We start from the raw sequence: 22896 nt of genomic DNA, 5'->3' as shown, positions 1-22896 counted from the left end.
GCCGTCCACTCATATGCAAAGAGGCGGTCATGCTGAAGATCTGGGGACGGAAAAATTCATCGAACGTCAGAAAGCCCTTGTGGGCTGCCGAGGAGCTGGGCCTGGCTTATGACGCCATCGATGCCGGCGGCGCGTTCGGTGTGGTCGACACGCCCGAGTACCGCGCGATGAACCCGAATGGCCGGGTGCCAGTGATCGAGGATGACGGTTTCGTGCTGTGGGAATCCAACGCGATCGTCCGCTATCTGCTGGCCAAATATGCACCGGACAGCGCTTGGTATCCGGCAGATGCGCAAGCCCGCGCCACGGCGGACAAATGGATGGACTGGACCACGTCGAGTTTCGCCGGGCCGTTTCGCACGGTGTTCTGGGGTGTGCTGCGTACGCCTGCGGAGAAGCAGGACTGGAAGGCGATCAACGCCGCGATCAAGGAATGCGATGAATTGCTGAACATGGCAGACCATGCCTTGATCAGCCAGCCTTATCTCTCCGGCAATGACATCGGCATGGGCGACATCCCGCTGGGCAGCTTCATTTATGCCTGGTTCGAAATGCCCATCGAGCGCGCCCCGCAACCGCATCTGCAAGCGTGGTATGAACGCTTGAAACAGCGTCCGGCCTACCAGAAAGCGGTCATGACCGCGTTGACTTGATAATTACTATCGACACACTTGACTGTACTTGTGCGGCGGCGGCAAGCACCATTGCGAACTTGCGCCGCGGTTGTTTCCCTCGCCGCCCGCCCTTATTTACTTCTTTCCTTCCTTCTTGGTGCGTAAATCCGATATGAGTTCCGCTCTGTCCATCCGGCAGCTAACCAAAACCTACGGCAACGGGTTCCAGGCCTTGAGTGGTATCGATCTGGACGTCGCCGAAGGTGACTTTTTCGCCTTGCTCGGCCCCAACGGCGCCGGCAAATCCACCACCATCGGCATCCTCTCGACCCTGGTCAACAAGACCAGCGGCACCGTGAATATTTTCGGCAATGACCTGGACAAGAACCCGGCGGCGCTCAAGCGCTCGATCGGCGTGGTGCCGCAGGAATTCAACTTCAACCAGTTCGAAAAGACCTTCGACATCGTCGTGACCCAGGCCGGCTACTACGGCATTCCGGCGAAAGTCGCCAAGGAACGCGCCGAGCAGTACCTGACCCAGCTCGGCCTGTGGGACAAGCGTGATGTGCCGTCGCGTTCGCTGTCCGGCGGCATGAAACGGCGTTTGATGATCGCCCGTGCGCTGGTGCATGAACCGCGCCTGCTGATTCTCGATGAGCCGACTGCGGGCGTCGATATCGAACTGCGCCGTTCGATGTGGACCTTCCTCACCGAGCTGAACCAGAAAGGCATCACCATCATCCTGACCACGCATTATCTGGAAGAGGCCGAGCAGCTGTGCCGCAACATCGGCATCATCGACCACGGCACCATCGTCGAAAACACCAGCATGAAAAAGTTGCTGGGTCAGTTGCATGTGGAAACCTTTTTGCTCGACCTGAAGAACGACTTGAGCGCGGCGCCGCAATTGCTCGGCTACCCGGCCCGATTGCTCGACGGCCACACCCTGGAAGTGCAGGTCGACAAATCCATGGGCATCACGGCGTTGTTCACCCAGTTGGCGCAGCAGAACATTGAAGTGCTGAGCCTGCGTAACAAAACCAATCGCCTCGAGGAGTTGTTCGTGTCCCTGGTGGAGAAAAATCTGTCGAAGGTGGCGGTATGAGTTCCGAGTTCGGTCCCAACCTCGTTGCCCTGCAAACCATCGTCTACCGCGAGGTCAAACGCTTCATGCGGATCTGGCCGCAGACCCTGCTGCCGCCGGCGATCACCATGGTTCTGTACTTCGTGATCTTCGGCAACCTGATCGGCCGGCAGATCGGCGACATGGGTGGCTTCACCTACATGGAGTACATCGTGCCGGGGCTGATCATGATGTCGGTGATCACCAACTCCTACGGCAACGTGGTCTCGAGCTTCTTCGGCAGCAAGTTCCAGCGCTCGATCGAAGAGTTGATGGTCTCGCCGGTGTCACCGCACACGATCCTGATCGGCTTCACCATTGGTGGTGTATTGCGCGGTCTGGCAGTGGGTCTGATCGTGACGATTCTGTCGCTGTTCTTCACGGATTTGCAGGTGCATCACCTCGGCGTGACCATTCTGGTGGTGGTACTGACCGCGACAATCTTCTCGCTGCTGGGCTTCATCAACGCGGTGTTTGCGCGCAACTTCGATGATATTTCGATCATTCCGACCTTTGTGCTGACCCCGCTGACTTACCTGGGCGGCGTGTTCTACTCGATCACTTTGCTGCCACCGTTCTGGCAGACCGTGTCGCTGGCCAACCCGGTGCTGCACATGGTCAACGCCTTCCGCTACGGCATCTTGGGTGTTTCGGATATCCGCATCGGCATCGCCATTACCTTCATGCTGGTGGCGACCGTGGTGCTGTATCTCGGCTGTGCGCGGTTGCTGGTGAGTGGGCGCGGGATGCGTACCTGATCCCGACCGCGTCGCTTTCTTCGCGAGCAGGCTCGCTCCCACACTGGAATGATGTTCTCTGTGGGAGCGAGCCTGCTCGCGAAGGGGCCAGCCCGGACACAACAAAAAACGGCCTCCCATCGCGGAGGCCGTTTTTGCATTCATTTCTGCCGACTTTTCTTGCGCCGCCGCCATTGCCGCGCCACCCACCAGCGCCAGTACAGCATCACCAGAAAGTAGGCGAGAACGCCCAGCACCAGACCGACGACCACCGAACCCAGCAAAAACGGCTGCCACAATGTCGACAGCTCACCGCTGATCCATTCCCAGGTCAGCTCGTCCGGCAGATGCCGCGCCGGCACATCCATCAGGAACGCTCCGGCCTGGTAGGTGCAGAAAAACACCGCCGGCATGGTGATCGGATTGGTCAGCCAGACCAGGCTCACCGCGATCGGCATATTGCCGCGCACCATCACCGCCAATGCCGCCGCCACCAGCATCTGCGCGGGTATCGGCAGGAATGCCGCAAACAGGCCGACCGCCATCGCCCGGGCGACCGAATGGCGGTTGAGATGCCAGAGGTTCGGGTCATGCAGCAACGTGCCGAGAAAGCGTAAGGACTTGTGTTCCCTGATGCTCGTCGGGTCGGGCATGTAACGTTTGAATAAGCGCCGGGGCATAAGGCTTCTCGGTCGGTTAAGGCGGCAAGTATGTCTGGATTCTACGAACCGCCCATTCAGACTTTGTGACAATTGTTGACGACGGTGGTGCCGCACACCCGCTATGCCTAAGGAGGGGACTCTCAAGGACGGGCATATGCGCACAGGGATGATGGCGCTGGCAGTCGGTCTGCTGGCCCCGGTTTTATTGCCGGCCTTGCCGCCGGTCGGCTTGCTGGCAGTGCTGCCAGTGGTGGCGCTGATGCTGCTGCCGTTTCGCAGCTATCCATTGGCTTTTTTGCTGTTTGGTTTCACGTGGGCTTGTTTCAGTGCGCAGTGGGCGCTGACTGACCGCTTGCCACCGGGCCTGGACGGCGAGACCCGTTGGCTTGAAGGACGAGTGGTCGGCTTGCCGCAACACAACGATGGCGTGGTGCGTTTCGAGCTGGCTGATGCGCGTTCACGCCACGAAAAGCTGCCGTCGCTGCTGCGCCTGGCCTGGTACGCCGGGCCGGCGGTGAATAGTGGTGAGCGTTGGCGTCTGGCGGTGAAATTGAAGCGCCCGAGTGGCTTGCTCAACCCGGACGCCTTCGATTACGAGGCCTGGCTGCTGGCGCAACGGATCGGGGCGACCGGCACGATCAAGGATGGCCAGCGCCTGGCTGAGGCCCGGTATGCATGGCGCGACGGCGTCCGCCAGCGCCTGCTGGCGGCCGATGCGCAAGGACGAGAGGGCGCGCTGGCGGCGCTGGTGCTTGGTGACGGTTCAGGCCTCAGTCGCGAGGATTGGCAGGTGCTGCAAGACACCGGCACCGTGCATTTGCTGGTGATCTCCGGCCAGCACATCGGCTTGCTCGCCGCAGTGATGTATCTGCTGGTCGCCGGGCTGGCGCGTTTCGGAATCTGGCCGTTGCGCTGGCCATGGCTGCCGTGGGCGTGCGGCCTGGCCTTCACGGCGGCGCTGGGTTACGGCCTGCTCGCCGGTTTCGATGTGCCAGTGCAGCGCGCCTGCGTGATGGTGGCGCTGGTGCTGCTGTGGCGCCTGCGTTTTCGCCATCTTGGTGCGTGGTGGCCGTTATCGCTGGCGTTCAATGGCGTGCTGCTGTTTGATCCACTGGCCAGTTTGCGTCCCGGCTTCTGGCTGTCCTTCGCGGCGGTGGCAGTGTTGATCTTCACTTTCGGCGGGCGGCTGGGGGCCTGGCGCTGGTGGCAGACCTGGACCCGCGCGCAGTGGCTGATCGCAATCGGCTTGTGTCCGGTGTTGCTGGCGCTGAGCTTGCCCATCAGCGTCAGCGGGCCTGTAGCCAATCTGCTGGCCGTTCCGTGGGTCAGCCTCGTGGTGTTGCCGCCGGCATTGCTCGGCACGCTATTGCTGCCCGTGCCTTATGTTGGCGAGGGACTGTTGTGGCTGGCCGGTGGTTTGATCGACTGGCTGTTTATCGGGCTGGCGCTGATTGCCGGGCAATGGCCGGCGTGGGTACCGGCCGCCATTCCATGGTGGGCGTTGGTCCTGGGCAGCCTTGGCGCGATTTTATTGCTGTTGCCCCGTGGCGTGCCGATGCGTCCGTTGGGCTGGCCGCTGCTGTTGCTCCTGGCATTGCCGCCTCAAGAGCGAATAGAAGAAGGGCGGGCCGATGTCTGGCAACTCGACGTCGGGCAAGGCCTGGCCATCCTCATCAGCACCCGCCATCACGCGCTTCTCTATGACGCCGGCCCGCGTTTCGGCGAGTTCGATCTCGGCGAGCGGGTGGTGCTGCCAGCGTTACGTAAACTCGATGTGCAAGCGCTCGATTTGATGCTGCTCAGCCATGCCGACGCCGATCACGCTGGCGGCGCCCGGGCGGTAATGCAGGGATTGAAGGTGCACCGCGTGGTCAGCGGCGATGTGCCAAACCTGCCGCCGGAGCTGAACGCCGAAGCCTGCGCAAGTGGCGAACAATGGCAGTGGGACGGCGTGCGGTTCCAGCTCTGGCAATGGTCGGCGGCAGATGACAGCAACCAGCGCTCCTGTGTCTTGCAGATCGAGGCCAACGGCGAACGCCTGTTGCTCACTGGCGATATCGACACTCACGCCGAGCGCGTTCTGCTCGACAGCCCGCTGGCCGTGCCGACGCAGTGGCTGCAATCGCCACATCACGGCAGCCGCAGTTCATCATCGATGGCGCTGTTGAAAGCCTTGCAGCCGGAATCAGTGCTGATCTCCCGCGGTCACGGCAACTCGTTCGGTCATCCGCATCCAACCGTGCTTGCGCGCTACCGCAAGCAAGGCCTGCGCATCTACGACAGCGCCGGGCACGGTGCCATTCATCTGCAACTGGGCAGCTTCAAACCGCCGTGGACGATGCGTCAACAGCGGCGTTTCTGGCGCGATCCGCCCGTCCCGGGCCGTTGATCGGTGCCAGCATGGGTGCCACCTCACGGTCGTCGGGGCGGCGGGTCTTAATCGCGGATCGGTATGGTAAAGTGGCGCACTTTTTCGAGGGGACTGTCACTGTGTGGGAATTGGTCAAATCCGGCGGCTGGATGATGTTGCCGATCATTCTGAGTTCCATCGCGGCCATGGCGATCGTTGCCGAGCGCCTGTGGACACTGCGCGCCAGTCGCGTCACCCCCGAGCATCTGCTGGGTCAGGTCTGGGTCTGGATCAAGGACAAGCAGCTCAACAAGGAAAAACTCAAGGAGTTGCGCGCCAACTCGCCGCTGGGGGAAATCCTCGCCGCAGGCCTGGCCAATTCCAAGCATGGTCGCGAGATCATGAAAGAGTGCATCGAAGAGGCCGCCGCGCGGGTCATTCATGAACTCGAACGCTACATCAACGCACTCGGCACCATCGCCGCCATGGCGCCGTTGCTCGGCCTGCTCGGCACCGTGCTGGGCATGATCGACATTTTCAGTGCCTTCACCGGGTCCGGCATGACCACCAATGCTTCGGTACTGGCCGGCGGTATTTCCAAAGCGCTGATCACGACCGCAGCGGGCCTGATGGTCGGGATTCCAGCGGTGTTCTTCCACCGGTTTTTGCAGCGCCGCATCGACGAGCTGGTGGTCGGTATGGAGCAGGAAGCGATCAAACTGGTGGAAGTGGTGCAGGGCGACCGTGATGTCGATCTGGCCGAGGGCAAAGCGTGAAATTCCGTCGCAAGCCCCGGGAAACCGTAGACATCAACCTCGCGTCGCTGATTGACGTGGTGTTCATTCTGCTGCTGTTTTTCGTGGTCACTACCACTTTCACTCGGGAAACCCAGTTGCGCGTGGATCTGCCGGAAGCGGTCAGTGGTTCGCCAGCCGAAGATCAGCAGGTCAAACAGCTGGACGTCGCCATCAGTGCCGAAGGCGTGTTCTCGGTGAACAACAAGATTCTGCCGAAGAATGATCTGGCGACGCTGATGGAAGCCATGCAGAAAGAATCCAACGGCGACACCAACATGCCGCTGTCGATCAGTGCCGATGGCAAGGCCCAGCATCAATCGGTGATCACCGCCATGGACGCGGCCGGCAAGCTCGGTTTCAGCCATCTGCGCATGACCACGGTCGAGGCGGCGCCGAAATCCTGATGAGCCTGTCTGATCGCCTGCTCGCCGCGTGGTATCAGGGGCATCCGGCCCTGACGCTGCTGCGGCCGCTGGAAATGCTGTATCGCCGCGTGGTGATCAACAAGCGTCAGCGCTTTCTCGACGGCGAAGGTGAAATCTACCAATCGCCCGTGCCGTTGATCGTGGTCGGCAATATCACCGTCGGTGGCACCGGCAAGACGCCGATGATTCTCTGGCTGATCGAACATTGCCGACGCCGTGGACTGCGCGTCGGCGTGGTCAGTCGCGGTTACGGCGCCAAACCGCCGCAACTGCCGTGGCGGGTTGAGGCCGAGCACAGCGCCGAGATTGCCGGTGACGAGCCGTTGCTGATCGTCCAGCGCACCGGCGTGCCGCTGATGATTGATCCCGATCGCAGCGCCGCCGTCAAAGCCTTGATTGCCAGTGAGCCACTGGACCTGATTCTGTCTGACGACGGCATGCAGCATTATCGTCTGGCGCGGGATCTGGAGCTGGTGCTGATCGATGCCGCACGGGGCCTGGGCAACCAGCGCTGTCTGCCGGCCGGGCCTTTGCGTGAGCCGGTCGAGCGCCTGCAAAGCGTTGATGGCGTGCTGTTCAACGGTGCCCTTGATGATCGCGACGATGGTTTCGCCTTCCGCCTGCAACCCACGGCCCTGGTCAATCTGCGCAGCGGCGAGCGTCAGTCGCTCGAGCATTTCCCGCCCGGGCAAGCGCTGCATGCGGTGGCCGGGATCGGCAACCCGCAACGTTTCTTCAATACCCTCGAAGCGCTAGACTGGCGGCCGATCACCCATGCATTTGCCGACCACGCCGAGTACAGCGTGCAGGCGTTGAATTTCACCCCGTCATTGCCGTTGGTGATGACCGAAAAGGACGCGGTGAAGTGCCGTGCCTTTGCTGCTGCCGACTGGTGGTATCTGGCGGTCGATGCCGTGCCGTCGCCAGCCTTCGTGGCCTGGTTCGACACCCAGCTGATGCGCCTGTTGCCGGATCGTCTGCTGCCTTAACTCTTTTATTTCTGGGAATGTTCATGGACACCAAACTGCTCGACATCCTCGCTTGCCCCGTGTGCAAAGGCCCGCTCAAGCTCAGTGCCGACAAGACCGAACTGATCAGCAAGGGCGCCGGCCTGGCCTATCCGATCCGCGACGGCATCCCGGTGATGCTGGAAAGCGAAGCGCGCACCCTGACCACCGACGAGCGTCTGGATAAATGACCACAGCCTTCACCGTTGTCATCCCGTCGCGGTTCGCCTCGACCCGTCTGCCGGGCAAGCCGTTGCTGGATATTGCCGGCAAACCGATGATCCAGCATGTCTGGGAACAGGCGAGCAAAAGCAGCGCGACCCGCGTCGTTGTTGCAACTGACGATGCACGCATCGTCGAGGCATGCAAAAGCTTTGGCGCCGAAGTGGTGCTGACCCGTGAAGATCACAACTCCGGCACTGATCGTCTGGCCGAGGTCGCAGCGAAACTCGGTCTTGCGCCTGATGCGATCGTGGTCAACGTCCAGGGCGATGAGCCGCTGATTCCGCCGAGTGTGATCGATCAGGTCGCCGCTAACCTGGCCGCTCACACCGAAGCGCGCATGGCCACGCTGGCTGAACCGATCGAAGACGTGGAAACCCTGTTCAACCCCAACGTTGTGAAGGTTTCCAGCGATATCAACGGTCTGGCCCTGACGTTCAGTCGTGCAACTTTGCCGTGGGCTCGCGATGCATTTGCCAAGAGCCGCGAGCACCTGCCGGAAGGCGTGCCCTATCGCCGCCACATCGGTATTTATGCCTATCGCGCCGGGTTCCTCCACGACTTCGTGAGCTGGGGGCCGTGCTGGCTGGAAAACACCGAATCCCTCGAACAACTGCGTGCCTTGTGGCATGGCGTGCGTATCCATGTTGCCGACGCGCTGATCGCGCCGCCGACCGGTGTCGACACCGTTGAAGACCTTGAGCGGGTTCGTCGCCTGCTGGGGGCCTGATGCGCGTTCTGTTTGTGTGCCTGGGCAACATCTGCCGTTCGCCCACCGCTGAAGGCGTGTTGCGCCACAAGTTGCGTGAAGCCGGGCTGGCGGATGTGGTCGAAGTGGCCTCCGCCGGCACCGGTGACTGGCACGTCGGCAACCCGCCGGACAAGCGCAGCCAGGCGGCGGCGAAACTGCGCGGTTATGACTTGTCGACGCAACGCGCGCAGCAGGTCAGCCGGGCCGATTTCGCCAGCTACGACCTGATTCTCGCCATGGACAACAGCAATCTGCGCAATCTCAAGGCCCTGCAGCCGTCCACCGGCAGAGCCGAGCTGGATCTGTTTTTGCGTCGTTATTCCGGGCTGGTCGATGAAGTGCCGGATCCGTATTACGACGGTGATCAGGGTTTCGAGCAGGTGCTCGATCTGATCGAAGCGGCCTGCGACCAGTTGCTGATCGAAGTGAAGGGCCGTTTATGAGTTTGCAGGTCCAACCGCAAGTATCGTTGCAGGCCTTCAATACGTTTGGCGTCGATGTGCGCGCGCAGCTGTTTGCCGAAGCCCACAGTGATGACGATGTCCGCGAAGCGCTGGCCTATGCCGCGTCCCATGACGTGCCGTTGCTGGTGATCGGCGGCGGCAGCAACTTGCTGCTCACGGCGGATATTGCGGCGTTGGTATTGCGCATGGCCACGCGCGGCATCCGCGTGCTCAGCGACGATGGCAGTCGCGTGGTGGTCGAGGCGGAAGCGGGCGAACCGTGGCATCCGTTCGTGCAGCACACGCTGGCCCAGGGTTTTGCCGGGCTGGAAAACCTCAGCCTGATTCCCGGCACCGTCGGCGCCGCGCCGATGCAGAACATCGGCGCCTATGGTGTCGAGATCAAGGACGTGTTTACCGGCCTGACTGCGCTGGATCGCGAGAGCGGCGAGCTGCGGGATTTCAGCCTGGAGCAGTGCAATTTCGGCTACCGCGACAGTGTGTTCAAGCAGCAGCCGGGACGTTGGCTGATCCTGCGGGTGCGCTTCAAGCTGGATCGCGCAGCGCACCTGCATCTGGAATACGGCCCGGTCCGTCAGCGCCTGAGCGAGCAGGGCATCGAGCAGCCGACGCCCAGCGACGTCAGCCGCGCCATCTGCAGCATCCGCAGCGAAAAACTGCCGGACCCGGCGGTGCTCGGCAATGCTGGCAGCTTTTTCAAGAATCCGCTGGTGCCTGCCGCTGTGGTCACGCAGATCAAAGCGCAGCACCCGGATCTGGTGGCTTACCCGCAAGCGGACGGGCAGATGAAACTGGCCGCTGGCTGGCTGATCGAACGCGCCGGCTGGAAAGGTTTTCGCGACGGCGATGCCGGCGTGCACAAGTTGCAGGGGCTGGTGCTGGTCAACTACGGCACGGCCACCGGCCTGCAACTGCTCGACCTGGCGCAACGTATCCAGAAAGACATCGCCGAGCGCTTCCATGTCGAACTGGAAATGGAGCCCAATCGGTATTGAAGCAGCTGCAAGTTTCAAGCTTCGAGCGGCAAGCTGCGCTGCGTCATGAGCTATCAGCCGCTCTTGCTTGCAGCTTGTAGCTAGAAACTTGCAGCTAAAAAGCCCTGTATAAGCAGGGCTTTTTTGTTAATGCTGGGTTAACTTAGCCGCCTAACGATATCAATTATTTGCTCCACCCAAGGCGCGGTTGCGAGCTGCAATCTGCGAGCGAATCAGACGCGCCTTCACTTTGAGCTTGCAGCTTGCAGCTTGCCGCTAAGATGTAACCCATAACCACTAAAAAATATGCGGGCGTGCCCATGATTACCCTGAAACTCAACGGTCAAGACCACTCCCTCGATGTCACCGAAGACATGCCGCTGTTGTGGGCGATTCGTGACGTCGCCGGTTACAACGGCACCAAATTCGGTTGCGGCATGGGCCTGTGCGGCGCCTGCACCATCCATATCGACGGCTTGCCGGCACGCAGTTGCATCACGCCGATCGGCTCGGTGATCGGCCAGAACGTCACCACCATCGACAATCTCCAAGCCGACCCGGTAGGCAAGGTCGTGCAGCAAGCCTGGCTCGACAGCGCCGTGGCTCAATGCGGTTATTGCCAGGGCGGGCAGATCATGTCGGCCACCGCTCTGCTGAAAACCAACCCGAACCCGAGCGACGAGCAGATCGAAGAAGCCATGGTCGGCAACATATGCCGCTGCGGTACTTACAACCGGATCAAAACCGCGATCCGCCAGGCCTCCACCCAACTGAAGGGGGTGAAGGCATGAGCCGCGTCCCGAATGATTTCGCCCTGAGCAACCTCAGCCGCCGTGGTTTTCTCAAAGGCGTCGGCGCCACCAGCGCGCTGGTCCTCGCCGCGAGCTGGGGCTGGCAGGATGCGTTGGCCGATGACGCTGCGAAGAAATTTGGCGCCGACGGCATGCCCAATGGCTGGATCGACGATCCCAAGGTCTACGTGAGCATTGCTGCCGATGGCAGCGTCACCGTGGTGTGCAACCGTTCGGAAATGGGCCAGGGCGTGCGCACCAGCCTGAGCATGGTCGTTGCCGATGAACTCGAGGCCGATTGGGCTCAGGTCAAAGTGCAGCAGGCGCCGGGTGACGAAGTGCGCTTCGGCAACCAGGACACCGATGGTTCGCGCAGCATGCGTCACTGGTACGAGCCGATGCGTCGTTGCGGCGCCGCCGCGCGGACCATGCTCGAACAGGCCGCCGCTGCGCAGTGGAAAGTGCCGGTTGGCGAATGCCATGCGCAACTGCACAAGGTCATTCACAAACCGTCCGGCCGTGAACTGGGCTACGACGAACTCGCCGCTGCGGCCAGTGCGCTGGCAGTACCGGCGCGTGACAGCCTGCGTCTCAAGCAGCCGTCGGAGTTTCGCTACATCGGTAAGGAAGGCACCAAGGCCATCGACGGTGCCGATATCGTCAATGGCCGCGCAGTGTACGGCGCCGACGTGCATTTCGACGGCATGCTCTACGCCACTATCGCTCGCCCGGCAGTGTACGGCGGCAAGGTCAAAAGCCTCGATGACAGCGCCGCGCTGAAAGTCCCCGGCGTGCTAAAAGTCATGCAGATCGAAGGCCGGCCGTTGCCGTCAGAGTTCCAGCCACTGGGCGGCGTTGCGGTTGTGGCCAGCAACACCTGGGCGGCGATCAAGGGTCGCGAGGCGCTGAAGATCGAGTGGGATGACGGCCCGAATGCCAGTTATGACTCGATTGCCTATCGCAAGGAGCTTGAAGCCGCGTCGCTGAAGGCCGGCAAAGTGGTGCGCAACACCGGTGATATCGACAAGGCCTTGAGCGGCGCCGCCAGCACGCTCGAAGCCTCGTATTACCTGCCGCACCTGGCGCAGGCGCCGATGGAACCGATGGTTGCTATCGCCCGTTACAAGGACGGCGTGTGCGAAGCCTGGGCGCCAAGTCAGGCACCGCAGGTCACCCGTGAGCGCATCGCCGAGCGTCTTGGCGTGCCGTTCGAAAAGGTCACCTTCAATGTGACATTGCTGGGCGGTGGTTTCGGGCGCAAGTCGAAACCGGACTTCGTCGTTGAAGCGGCAATTCTCGCCAAGGAGTTTCCGGGCAAGGCTGTACGGGTGCAGTGGACCCGCGAAGACGATATCCACAATTCGTATTTCCACACCGTGTCGGCGGAATATCTCAAGGCGGGTATCGACAAGAACGGCATGCCGTCCGGGTGGCTGCATCGCACCGTGGCGCCAAGCATCACCGCGCTGTTTGCGCCGGACATGAACCACGAAGCGGCGTTCGAGCTGGGCATGGGCTTTACCAATATGGCCTATGCGATTCCCAACGTGCGCCTGGAAAACCCCGAAGCCAAGGTACACACGCGGGTCGGCTGGTATCGCTCGGTGTCGAACATTCCTCACGGCTTCGCGATTCAGAGCTTCGTCGACGAACTGGCGCACAAGGCCGGGGAAGATCCGCTCAAGTACCAGATCAAATTGCTCGGCCCGGACCGGCAGATCGATCCACGCACCTTGAGCGAAGAGTGGAATTACGGCGAATCGCCCGAGCGTTACCCGATCGACACCGGGCGCATGCGTACGGTGCTGGAAACTGCCGCCAAGGCCGCCGGTTGGGGGCGCAAACTGCCCAAGGGCCGTGGCCTCGGTCTGGCGGTGCATTACAGCTTCGTCACCTATGTGGCGGCCGTGATCGAAGTCGAGGTCAAGGACGACGGTTCGCTGATCGTGCACAAGGCCGACATCGCCGTGGACTGCGGGCCGCAGATCAACCCTGAGCGCATCCGTTCGCAGTTCGAAGGCGCGTGCGTCATGGGCTTGGGCAACGCTGTACTCGGCGAGATCAGCTTCAAGGACGGCAAAGTCCAGCAGGACAACTTCCATATGTACGAGGTCGCGCGCATGTCGCTGGCGCCCAAGAAAGTTGCGGTGCATCTGGTCACGCCGCCGGGTGACGTGCCGTTGGGTGGCGTTGGTGAGCCGGGTGTGCCACCGATTGCCCCGGCGCTGTGCAATGCGATTTTCGCCGCCACCGGCAAGCGCATCCGCAATCTGCCGGTGCGGTATCAGTTGCAGGGCTGGCAGAAGGCGCAAGCGTAATGGACAGCGTCGATCTCAACGTCCTGCGCAGCGTCCTCGAGTGGCGCCGCGCCGGACAGCGGGTGGTGCTGTTCAGCGTGGTGCAGACGTGGGGCACCGCGCCGCGCTCGCCCGGCGCCATGCTCGCCTTGCGCGAGGACGGCGTGGTGATCGGTTCGGTGTCAGGTGGCTGTGTCGAAGATGACTTGATCGCGCGGCTGCACGACGGCCACATTGCCACCGATGGTCCGCCAGTGCAGATGATTACCTACGGCGTGACCCGCGAGGAGGCCGCGCGTTTCGGCCTGCCTTGCGGCGGCACCCTGCGCCTGACCGAAGAGCGCGTTGGTGACCCAGCGTGGGTCGCCGAGCTGCTGCAGCGTTGCGAAAACCATGAAATCGTTGCCCGGGAACTGCACATCGAAACCGGCGAGGTGCGGCTGGCTCCGGCGAGCAAGTCCGATTCGCTGGTGTTCGACGGCAAGACTCTGCGAGCGATTTATGGTCCGCGCTGGCGCTTGTTGCTGATCGGTGCCGGGCAGTTGTCGCGCTACGTCGCCGACATGGCGCGGCTGCTGGATTTTGAAGTGCTGATCTGCGATCCGCGCACCGAATTCGTTTACGGCTGGGAAGAGCAGCACGGCCGTTTCGTCCCCGGCATGCCGGATGAGGCTGTGCTGAACATCCAGACCGACGAGCGCACGGCGATTGTCGCCTTGACTCACGATCCACGCCTGGACGATATGGCTTTGCTCACCGCGCTCGACTCGCCGGCGTTCTACGTCGGCGCGCTCGGTTCGCGGGTCAACAGCCAGAAGCGCCGGGAAAATCTGGCTCAGCTAGGCTTGTCGCAAGCATCGATTGATCGCTTGCACGGGCCGATCGGCCTGCACATCGGCAGTCATTCGCCGGCAGAGATCGCCTTGTCGTTGCTGGCGGAAATTGTCGCGATCAAGAACGGTGTGGAGCTGAAACAGAAAAAACCGCTGGAGGGTGCATGAGCCAATCCATCGCAGTGATTGTGCTGGCGGCGGGCGAGGGCAAACGCTTTCGCCAGATCGCCGGCCCCGACAAAGACAAATTGCTCGCTGACTGCACCGGGCGCGACGGCGCGGTGCGCTCGGTCATCGAGCAGGTGCTGGTGAACCTGCCGGCCAGTCTCGACAAGCGCGTGCTGGTCACCACCGAGGCTCGACCGCAGGCGATGCGCATGGCCCAGGCTTATGGCTGCGACGTGGTGTCGATCGAATTGACCGGCATGGGCGACAGCATTGCCGCAGGTGTTGCCGCTTGCCCGGAGGCGGATGGCTGGTTGATTGTGCTCGGCGATATGCCGTTTATCTTGCCTTCGAGTATCGAGCGAGTGGTTGCGGCGATGGCTGATGACGCGGTGAGCGTGCCGGTGCTGGATGGCGAATTTGGCCATCCCGTGGGGTTTGGTCGTTCGTTTGGCGCGCAATTGCAGGCGCTGACCGGCGATCGTGGCGCACGGCCGTTGTTTGCGCAGGGGCGGGTGGTGGAAGTGGCGGTGGATGATCCTGGCGTGTTGTGGGATATCGATGTGCCTGAATCTTTGGGATTTCCTCGTTCCTGAGCCATGTTGAAATCCCTTGTGGGAGCGAGCCTGCTGGCGAATGTGATGGTTCAGTTACATGAATATTGTCTGACCCAGCGCTTTCGCGAGCAGTCTCGCTCCCACAAAGGTTGCGGATGATGCTGGAATTTCAGGCATAAAAAAGCCCCGCCAGGCTTTCACCAGGCGGGGCTTTTTAATGGCTTCAGGAATTACACGAGTGGTTTAGGCTCGTGCTCTTTTTCCTGAGCTTCTTCGCGCTGTTCAACCGCGTCCTGAACGGAGCGTGGTGCTTCAGCGATCACCGATTCTACCGTTGCTTCTTCCGCGACCGGGGCAGGAGCTGCCTCGGTCACTTCAGCTGCAGGGGCCGGTTCGGCAGGCACAGGGGCCGCAGCGGCAGCCAGTTCGGCTTCCTTCTGCAGACGCTCGGCTTCACGCTTGCGACGACGCACTTCACGCGGGTCGTTTGGCGCGCGGCCGTTCGGCGTCAGGGCGCTGACCGGAGCCGGCGCTTCAACCACTGGCGCTGGCGCTTCGACTGCGGCTGGTGCTTCTTCAACCTGAGCTTCGGCAACCGGAGCTTCAACTACTGGTGTCGGCGCCGGCTCTGCTGCTGCAACTACTGGCTCGGAAACCATGGCTTGCGGCACTTCGGCTTCAGCGACTGGCGCTGGGGCTTCGGTGACGGCTGGCTCGGCAACCCAGTTGAACGCAGTCTGCTCTTCGCGAACTTCACGCACGGTTTTGGTCACGTTTTCGCTGACGGTTTCTACCGCTGGCTCAGTGATGGCCGTTGGTGCTTCGACGACAGCTTCCGGTTCGGCAGCCGCTTCAACCTGAGGTAGAGCTTCGCGGACCGGAGCGACTTCGATTTCCGGTGCAGCAGTCACTTCCACTGGTGTCGTGGCTTCGACAACCGGCGCTTCGACTGGAGCGGTTTCCAGTGTGGCGGCGGTGGCGCGTTCAGCCTGCTCGTGGGCTTGGGCTTCTGCCGGAGCGCTGATGGTGCTGCTGGCAACGGCGGCGGTGACGGCCAGGCCAGCGGCCAGATCGGCAGTGCTTGGCTCGCCAGCGTTTTCAGCGGACTCGGACTCTTCCGAACCTTCGATCACGTTGCCGTTGGCATCACGTTGACGCTCGCGACGGTTGCTGCGACGACGCTGGCCACGGGAGCGACGACGTGGACGATCGCCTTCGGCGTTGTCCTGACCGTCTTCCGGCAGTTGCTCTTCGTTGTTGCTGTTCACTTCTTCTTCAGCGACGGCAGCAGCGGCCTGCTCGGCACGCGGTTGACGCTCTTCACGCGGCGGACGCGGAGCGCGTTCTTCGCGTGGCTGACGGGCCGGACGCTCTTCAGCGGTCACGGCAGCAACGGCTGCGGCTGGCGCGGCGTCCAGTGGCTCGCGCAGTTCACGCACGCGTTCTTCACGCTCGCCACGCGGCTTGCGATCTTCACGTGGGGCACGCGGTGCACGTTCTTCACGCGGGGCACGTGGTGCGCGCTCTTCGCGGGCTACCGGCGCTTCGCTGCGGGTTTCACGCGGCTCGCGGGCTTCACGTGGCTGGCGCTCTTCGCGCGGCTCGCGTGGTGCGCGCTCTTCACGTGGAGCACGTTCTTCGCGCGGCTTGCGTTCTTCATCGCGACGACCGTTACGGTTGCGGCTCTGCTGGCGACCGTTGCGACGCTCTTCGTTGCGGGCAGGACGCTCGGTGGCAGCCGGTTTCGCAACCGCGACCGGTGCGGCTGGCTCTTCCTTGGTGGCGAACAGGCTGACCAGCGACTTCACCAGACCCTTGAACAGGCTTGGCTCAGGCGCGGCAACCGGTGCAGGAGCAGGTGCGGCAGGGGCAACTTCAGTCGGCACCGGTGCGTTGGCACGGGCCGGCGCAGTCTTCACTGCAGCTTCCTGGCGAACCAGAGTGCGAGTCGCAGCGGCTGGCTGGACTTCTTCGACTTCGGCAGCGGCGGCAGCGATTTCGTAGCTGGACTGGTTGGTCGCGGCTTCCGGGCTGTCGTCACGCAGGCGCTGAACTTCAAAGTGCGGCGTCTCGAGGTGATCGTTCGGCAGAATGACGATACGGGCACGGGTGCGCAGTTCGATCTTGGTGATCGAGTTGCGTTTTTCGTTGAGCAGGAACGCAGCGACCGGGATCGGCACTTGCGCGCGAACTTCGGCGGTGCGGTCTTTCAGGGCTTCTTCTTCGATCAGGCGCAGAATGGCCAGCGACAGCGATTCAACGTCACGGATGATGCCGGTGCCGTTGCAACGCGGGCAGACGATGCCGCTGCTTTCGCCCAGCGATGGACGCAGGCGCTGACGGGACATTTCCAGCAGGCCGAAACGCGAGATGCGACCGATCTGCACGCGGGCACGGTCAGCTTCCAGGCATTCACGGACTTTTTCTTCCACGGCGCGCTGGTTCTTGGCCGGGGTCATGTCGATGAAGTCGATGACGATCAGGCCGCCGATGTCGCGCAGGCGCAACTGACGGGCGATTTCTTCGGCGGCTTCAAGGTTGGTCTGCAGGGCGGTTTCTTCGATGTCGCTGCCCTTGGTGGCGCGCGCCGAGTTGATGTCGATGGACACCAGGGCTTCGGTCGGATCGATGACGATGGAGCCGCCGGAAGGCAGTTCAACGACGCGCTGGAACGCGGTCTCGATCTGGCTTTCGATCTGGAAACGGTTGAACAGCGGCACGCTGTCTTCGTACAGCTTGATCTTGCTGGCGTACTGCGGCATCACCTGGCGGATGAAGGTCAGGGCTTCGTCCTGGGCTTCAACGCTGTCGATCAGCACTTCGCCGATGTCCTGGCGCAGGTAATCGCGGATGGCGCGGATGATCACGTTGCTTTCCTGGTAGATCAGGAATGGCGCGGAGCGATCCAGCGAGGCTTCTTTGATGGCGGTCCACAGTTGCAGCAGGTAGTCGAGGTCCCACTGCATTTCTTCGCTGCTGCGGCCCAGGCCGGCAGTGCGCACGATCAGACCCATGTCGGCCGGAGCAACCAGGCCGTTCAGCGCTTCACGCAGTTCGTTGCGCTCTTCGCCTTCGATGCGACGGGAGATGCCGCCGGCACGCGGGTTGTTCGGCATCAGTACGAGGTAGCGACCGGCGAGGCTGATGAAGGTGGTCAGGGCGGCGCCCTTGTTGCCACGTTCTTCTTTCTCGACCTGAACGATGACTTCCTGGCCTTCGCTCAGGACGTCCTTGATGTTGACGCGGCCTTCGGGGGCTTTCTTGAAGTATTCGCGGGAGATTTCTTTGAGGGGCAGGAAGCCGTGGCGCTCGGAGCCGAAATCGACAAAGGCAGCCTCAAGGCTTGGTTCGATGCGAGTGATACGGCCTTTATAGATGTTGGCCTTCTTCTGCTCGCGTGCACCGGATTCGATGTCCAGGTCGTAGAGGCGCTGGCCATCTACCAGTGCAACACGCAACTCTTCGGGTTGAGTTGCGTTAATCAGCATTCTTTTCATGTAGTACCGTCGGTTTCCGGGCTGCCGGAAACGGCGTTCGGCACACACGACTTCTCACGGTCGGTGTCAGGTGCGTCGGGAGTGGTTGGCCATTCCCGTGTCCAGCGATGTGCGGCCAATTGGGCCGATACCGCGACGTACGCGTCCTGCTTGCTGTGGCTACTTAAGCACTCAGTCAGGAGGAGGAATCAACCAGCGGCTGTGGACGAGATGAAGCGTCTTGATCAAAGCTTGTTGCTACACAGTCCGGCGGTTGTGCATCTCCACCCTACACGTATCCCTGATAATTCGGGTGCTGCCGCGCGCAGAATCCGCAGCGGGTTGGCATTTACCGTGAGCTCCGAAAGGGGAGGTCACGCATCATGGCTAATTCAGGCGATGTTTCCGAAGCAATCGCTCGGGGTCATTTGCAGTCGACTGCACTTTGTGAACTGGCCTTGAATGTTGCCTGCCGGGCGAGTGAGAACTCTGCTCGGCGGTGTAATTCAGGCCTCATGTCACCTGCGCTCGTTACAACCGCAAACTCCACCGTTACGTAGCGAAAGCCCCGTAGGACGGCCTCGCGCCCTGGTGAATTGCGTTGGTCAGGGCCGGTCTTTGACCGTGGTTCCGCTGTCCAGGCCGCTTTTGGCGGCGTTCGCGACTATAGCAGCAATGATTAAGTGCTTCAATTCCATAAAAATTGTTATCATCCGCGGCATGACAACTACTGCCCCTTCGACTCCAGGCGTTCAACTGCTTGAAGTCTCGCCGGAGTATGCCGGCCAACGAATCGACAACTTTCTCCTCGCCCGGCTCAAAGGCGTGCCCAAGACCTTGATCTACCGCATTTTGCGCAAAGGCGAAGTGCGTGTGAACAAAGGTCGGATCAAGCCCGAATACAAGCTGCAGGCCGGCGACATCGTGCGCGTGCCGCCGGTTCGCGTGCCTGAGCGCGACGAACCGGTGCCGCTGGCCCAAGGGCTGTTGCAGCGCCTGGAAGCCTCGATCGTCTTCGAAGACAAGGCCCTGATCGTGATCAACAAGCCCGCCGGCATTGCGGTTCATGGCGGCAGCGGGCTGAATTTCGGCGTGATCGAAGCCTTTCGTCAGCTGCGTCCCGATGCCAAGGAGCTGGAGCTGGTTCACCGTCTCGACCGTGACACCTCCGGCCTGCTGATGATCGCCAAAAAACGCAGCATGTTGCGCCATCTGCACGAGCAACTGCGTGGCGATGGCGTCGACAAGCGCTACATGGCGCTGGTGCGTGGCAACTGGGCAACCTCGATCAAGCAGGTTCGCGCACCGTTGCTCAAGAGCAATCTGCGCTCCGGCGAGCGCATGGTCGAAGTTAACGATGAAGGCAAAGAAGCCCTGACGCTGTTCAAGGTGCTGCGCCGCTTCGGCGATTTTGCCACCATGGTCGAGGCGAAACCGGTTACCGGTCGTACCCACCAGATTCGCGTGCACACCTTGCATGCTGGCCATTGCATTGCCGGTGACAGCAAGTATGGCGACGAGGATTTCACCAAGGAAATCCGCGATCTGGGTGGTAAGCGCCTGTTCCTGCACGCCTACATGCTGACCGTGCCGCTGCCCGACGGCGGCAAGCTGAATCTGCAAGCGCCCGTCGACGAAATGTGGGCCAAGACCGTGGAGCGATTGAGTGCGCCCATCTGATTACAAAGTGCTGATTTTCGACTGGGACGGCACCCTTGCCGATTCCATTCATCGGATCGTCGAGGCGATGCACTCGGCGTCCGGGCGTTCCGGTTTCGAGCTGCGCGATGACTTCGCCGTCAAAGGCATCATCGGTCTTGGCTTGCCGGAAGCGATTCGCACCCTGTATCCCGAAATTAGCGACGCAGAGATGCTCGCGTTTCGCGAGTACTACGCCGATCACTACATCGCTGCCGAAGCCGTGCCTTCGCCGCTATTCGAGGGCGTGGTCGAGTCGATGGCATCGTTTCGCGAGCAGGGTTATCACCTGGCGGTAGCGACGGGCAAAAATCGTCGCGGTCTGGATCGGGTGCTCAAGGCCAATGGCTGGGAAGATTATTTCGATATCACCCGCGCTGCCGATGAAACTGCCAGCAAGCCACACCCTCTGATGCTTGAGCAGATTGTCAGCCACTGCGGCGTACGCCCGGAGCAGGCGTTGATGGTCGGTGATTCGTCGTTCGATCTGCTGATGGCACGCAACGCGGGGATGGATTCGGTGGCGGTCAGTTATGGCGCGCAATCGATCGAGTCCCTGCAACAGTTCGAGCCGCGCCTGTCGATCGACCGTTTTTCTCAATTGCACGCCTGGCTGGGTCAGCGGGCTTAATACGTTTTTGCTGGGGTAGATGGCATGACCGACGAATGGAAAGCACCGGCCAAGGCAAGTGCCGACGACGGTGACGCGAAAAGCTGGAAGCTGTTGGAAAAGACTTTGCTGGCCGGTGTCCAGGAGCAGCGTCGGTCGCGGCGTTGGGGATTTTCTTCAAGCTGCTGACGTTTGTTTATCTGTTTGTTGCTCTGCTGTTGTTCACGCCGCTGATGGACATGGAAAAAAGCGCCACCCGCGGTCCGAACTACACGGCGTTGATCGAGATCGACGGAGTGATCGCCGACAAGGAGCCGGCCAGCGCTGACAATATCGTTGGCAGCCTGCGCGCGGCGTTCGAAGACAAAAAGGTCAAGGGCGTAGTCCTGCGCATCAACAGTCCGGGCGGCAGTCCGGTGCAGTCCGGTTATGTCTATGACGAGATCAAGCGTCTGCGTGGCCTGCACCCAGAGATCAAGCTCTACGCAGTGATTTCCGATCTTGGTGCTTCGGGCGCCTATTACATCGCCAGTGCGGCGGATCAGATCTACGCTGACAAGGCCAGTCTGGTCGGCTCGATCGGCGTGACGGCGGCGGGTTACGGTTTCGTCGGCACCATGGAGAAACTCGGCGTTGAGCGTCGCACCTACACCTCGGGCGAGCACAAGGCATTCCTGGATCCGTTCCAGCCGCAAAAGCCTGAAGAAACCGCATTCTGGCAAAGCGTGCTCGACACCACGCACAAGCAGTTCATCAACAGCGTCAAGCAGGGTCGTGGTGATCGCCTGAAGGACAAAGAGCATCCTGAGCTGTTTTCCGGGCTGGTCTGGTCGGGTGAGCAGGCGCTGCCGCTGGGTCTGATCGATGGCTTGGGCAGTGCCAGTTCGGTGGCGCGTGATGTGATTGGCGAGAAGGAGCTGGTGGACTTCACCGTGCAGGAATCGCCGTTTGATCGCTTCTCGAAAAAGCTCGGCGCCAGCGTGGCCGAGCAGTTGGCGATGTGGATGGGGTTCCACGGGCCGTCGTTGCGGTAAGACGTTTGAAGGTCGAAAGATCGCAGTCGGCGGCAACTCTTGCACGGATCGGTGTAGGAGCTGCCGAAGGCTGCGATCTTTTGCTTTTAAGGGATTTGCACGCCTTCGACCAATAACATATCGGTCAGGCGAATCAGCGGCAGGCCGATCAGGCTGGTGGCATCCGGGCCTTCGGTCGATTGAAACAGGCTCACGCCCAGTCCCTCGGCCTTGAAGCTGCCGGCGCAGTCGTACGGTTGCTCGATGCGCAGGTAACGTTCGATGCGCGCCGGATCCAGCTGACGCATGTGCACGGTAAACGGCACGCAGTCGACCTGGCATTGCCCGGTCTGGCTGTTGAGCAGCGCCAGACCGGTCAGGAAGGTCACGCTCGCGCCGCTCGCCGCCATCAATTGCTTGCGAGCCTTCTCGAAGGTGTGCGGCTTGCCGATGATCTGTTCGCCGAGGACGGCGACCTGATCCGAGCCAATGATCAGATGAGCAGGGTGGCTGTCCGCCAGGGCGCGGGCTTTTTCCTCGGCGAGGCGTTTGACCAGATCGATCGCGGACTCGCCCGGGCGGTGGCTTTCGTCGATGTCCGGCGAGCTGCAGACGAACGGCAGGTGCAGGCGGGCGAGCAATTCACGGCGATAAGTCGAGCTTGAAGCGAGTAATAAAGGCAGCATGGACGTCTCCTGAGGCAGGTGCGGATTCTAGCGGAGGCGCGCAAGTGACGGACAGGGCACAATTTCCTTTGACATGGGTGGGTGCATCCCTATAATGCTGCGCCTATGTTGAATGACCCGATTCCACCTCACGTTGACCCGCGCAAATTGGCTGACCGTGGCACCACCCTTCAAGGTGAACTGCTGCTGGCCGATTTGAAGAGACTTTGCGACCCGCTTTCCGACGATGTCGGTACGGTGCAGGCCAAATTCGTTTTTGAACGAGATGAACGTAAGTCTGTGGTCATCCACAGCTTTATCGACACCGAAGTCAAAATGGTTTGCCAGCGTTGTCTTGAGCTGGTCACCCTGCCGATCCACAGCGAATGCAGTTACGCGGTGGTGAAGGAGGGTGCGAATACCCAGTCGTTGCCGAAAGGTTATGACGTGCTGGAACTGGGCGAAGATCCATTGGATCTGCAGTCACTGATCGAGGAGGAGCTTCTGCTCGCCTTGCCCATTGTGCCTGCTCATCATCCGGAAGAATGCCAGCAGCCGGCGGGAGCAGATGAGCCCGAACCGAGCGAGGACGAGGTAACGCGGTCCAACCCGTTCAGTGTATTGGCGCAGTTAAAGCGTGACCCAAACGTTTAGGAGTTAATCAA

General features: G+C 61.4%; 21 protein-coding genes and 1 pseudogene. 19 read left to right on the top strand and 3 right to left on the bottom strand.

The genetic code is table 11. The features are described 5' to 3' along the window. Positions 1–29: 29 nt before the first annotated feature. The 3 genes from OC605_RS02930 (at position 30) to OC605_RS02920 (ending at position 2495) form a co-directional block, all read left to right on the top strand. Positions 30–653: a glutathione S-transferase family protein gene (locus OC605_RS02930; RefSeq protein WP_262136259.1), complete on the top strand. Its 624-nt coding sequence runs from the start codon at positions 30–32 to the stop codon at positions 651–653. Positions 654–786: 133 nt separating this feature from the next. Continuing rightward, the gene (locus OC605_RS02925) at positions 787–1719 is read left to right on the top strand and encodes an ABC transporter ATP-binding protein (RefSeq protein ID WP_262136258.1); all 933 of its coding nucleotides are present in this window, start codon (positions 787–789) and stop codon (positions 1717–1719) included. Then, positions 1716–2495, top strand: a complete 780-nt coding sequence (locus OC605_RS02920) for an ABC transporter permease (protein ID WP_039760202.1) — start codon at positions 1716–1718, stop codon at positions 2493–2495. Before OC605_RS02925 ends, OC605_RS02920 begins: the two co-directional genes overlap by 4 nt. Positions 2496–2635: 140 nt before the next feature. Here OC605_RS02920 and OC605_RS02915 read toward each other — a convergent pair whose 3' ends face one another. Continuing rightward, a complete protein-coding gene (locus OC605_RS02915) occupies positions 2636–3154 on the bottom strand; it encodes a DUF2062 domain-containing protein (RefSeq protein WP_016770668.1) in 519 nt (172 codons plus the stop codon). 136 nt (positions 3155–3290) lie between these two features. Here OC605_RS02915 and OC605_RS02910 point away from each other — a divergent pair, with 136 nt between their 5' ends. From OC605_RS02910 to OC605_RS02855, 12 genes are all read left to right on the top strand, one after another. Continuing rightward, positions 3291–5525 (top strand): DNA internalization-related competence protein ComEC/Rec2, encoded by a 2235-nt coding sequence (locus tag OC605_RS02910; RefSeq protein ID WP_262136257.1) that lies wholly within the window; start codon positions 3291–3293, stop codon positions 5523–5525. A 101-nt stretch (positions 5526–5626) separates the two neighbouring features. Beyond that, positions 5627–6262, top strand: a complete 636-nt coding sequence (locus tag OC605_RS02905) for a MotA/TolQ/ExbB proton channel family protein (protein ID WP_016771007.1) — start codon at positions 5627–5629, stop codon at positions 6260–6262. After that, positions 6259–6687, top strand: a complete 429-nt coding sequence (locus OC605_RS02900) for an ExbD/TolR family protein (protein ID WP_016771006.1) — start codon at positions 6259–6261, stop codon at positions 6685–6687. Before OC605_RS02905 ends, OC605_RS02900 begins: the two co-directional genes overlap by 4 nt. After that, positions 6687–7697, top strand: coding sequence for a tetraacyldisaccharide 4'-kinase (lpxK, locus tag OC605_RS02895; RefSeq protein WP_262136256.1), 1011 nt, complete (start codon positions 6687–6689; stop codon positions 7695–7697). Before OC605_RS02900 ends, lpxK begins: the two co-directional genes overlap by 1 nt. A 23-nt stretch (positions 7698–7720) precedes the next feature. Then, a complete protein-coding gene (locus OC605_RS02890) occupies positions 7721–7906 on the top strand; it encodes a Trm112 family protein (RefSeq protein WP_003179363.1) in 186 nt (61 codons plus the stop codon). After that, on the top strand, positions 7903–8667 hold the full coding sequence (gene kdsB, locus OC605_RS02885) for a 3-deoxy-manno-octulosonate cytidylyltransferase (protein WP_206421732.1): 765 nt from the start codon (positions 7903–7905) through the stop codon (positions 8665–8667). Before OC605_RS02890 ends, kdsB begins: the two co-directional genes overlap by 4 nt. After that, the gene (locus OC605_RS02880; RefSeq protein WP_130911824.1) at positions 8667–9131 is read left to right on the top strand and encodes a low molecular weight protein-tyrosine-phosphatase; all 465 of its coding nucleotides are present in this window, start codon (positions 8667–8669) and stop codon (positions 9129–9131) included. Before kdsB ends, OC605_RS02880 begins: the two co-directional genes overlap by 1 nt. Continuing rightward, complete coding sequence (gene murB / locus OC605_RS02875) at positions 9128–10147, top strand: UDP-N-acetylmuramate dehydrogenase (protein ID WP_262136255.1); 1020 nt, start codon at positions 9128–9130, stop codon at positions 10145–10147. The genes OC605_RS02880 and murB overlap by 4 nt, the downstream gene beginning before the upstream one ends. A gap of 299 nt (positions 10148–10446) precedes the next feature. Beyond that, the gene (locus OC605_RS02870) at positions 10447–10917 is read left to right on the top strand and encodes a (2Fe-2S)-binding protein (RefSeq protein WP_262136254.1); all 471 of its coding nucleotides are present in this window, start codon (positions 10447–10449) and stop codon (positions 10915–10917) included. Continuing rightward, positions 10914–13235, top strand: coding sequence for a xanthine dehydrogenase family protein molybdopterin-binding subunit (locus OC605_RS02865; RefSeq protein WP_262136253.1), 2322 nt, complete (start codon positions 10914–10916; stop codon positions 13233–13235). The genes OC605_RS02870 and OC605_RS02865 overlap by 4 nt, the downstream gene beginning before the upstream one ends. Beyond that, positions 13235–14215, top strand: a complete 981-nt coding sequence (locus tag OC605_RS02860) for an XdhC family protein (RefSeq protein WP_262136252.1) — start codon at positions 13235–13237, stop codon at positions 14213–14215. Before OC605_RS02865 ends, OC605_RS02860 begins: the two co-directional genes overlap by 1 nt. Beyond that, positions 14212–14808 (top strand): nucleotidyltransferase family protein, encoded by a 597-nt coding sequence (locus OC605_RS02855; RefSeq protein WP_262136251.1) that lies wholly within the window; start codon positions 14212–14214, stop codon positions 14806–14808. The genes OC605_RS02860 and OC605_RS02855 overlap by 4 nt, the downstream gene beginning before the upstream one ends. 191 nt (positions 14809–14999) lie before the next feature. On the opposite strand, the gene rne is transcribed toward OC605_RS02855, so the two are convergent. Next, positions 15000–18266 carry a ribonuclease E gene (gene rne / locus OC605_RS02850; RefSeq protein ID WP_262136250.1) on the bottom strand — a complete coding sequence of 1089 codons (3267 nt, stop codon included), beginning with the start codon at positions 18264–18266 and terminating at the stop codon, positions 15000–15002. A gap of 699 nt (positions 18267–18965) precedes the next feature. On the opposite strand from rne, the gene rluC reads away from it, so the two are divergent. The 3 genes and pseudogenes from rluC to sppA all read left to right on the top strand — a co-directional run bounded on the left by rluC (position 18966) and on the right by sppA (position 21587). Continuing rightward, positions 18966–19925, top strand: a complete 960-nt coding sequence (gene rluC, locus OC605_RS02845) for a 23S rRNA pseudouridine(955/2504/2580) synthase RluC (RefSeq protein ID WP_016770994.1) — start codon at positions 18966–18968, stop codon at positions 19923–19925. Beyond that, positions 19912–20574: an HAD-IA family hydrolase gene (locus OC605_RS02840; RefSeq protein WP_262136249.1), complete on the top strand. Its 663-nt coding sequence runs from the start codon at positions 19912–19914 to the stop codon at positions 20572–20574. The genes rluC and OC605_RS02840 overlap by 14 nt, the downstream gene beginning before the upstream one ends. Before the next feature lie 24 nt (positions 20575–20598). Continuing rightward, positions 20599–21587: pseudogene (sppA, locus tag OC605_RS02835) on the top strand (signal peptide peptidase SppA). 86 nt (positions 21588–21673) lie between these two features. Here sppA and OC605_RS02830 read toward each other — a convergent pair. Beyond that, entirely contained in the window at positions 21674–22252 is a 579-nt protein-coding gene (locus tag OC605_RS02830) for a Maf family protein (RefSeq protein ID WP_262136248.1), read from the bottom strand. 105 nt (positions 22253–22357) lie between these two features. Between OC605_RS02830 and OC605_RS02825 the strand changes: the two genes are divergently transcribed. Next, complete coding sequence (locus tag OC605_RS02825; protein WP_003204262.1) at positions 22358–22885, top strand: YceD family protein; 528 nt, start codon at positions 22358–22360, stop codon at positions 22883–22885. Positions 22886–22896: the final 11 nt, after the last annotated feature.

The sequence above is a fragment of the Pseudomonas sp. Marseille-Q5117 genome, from assembly GCF_946901175.1.
GTDB lineage: Bacteria > Pseudomonadota > Gammaproteobacteria > Pseudomonadales > Pseudomonadaceae > Aquipseudomonas > Aquipseudomonas iranensis.
Note: the sequence above shows the minus strand (reverse complement) of the source record. Positions and strands in the feature narration are given on the sequence as shown.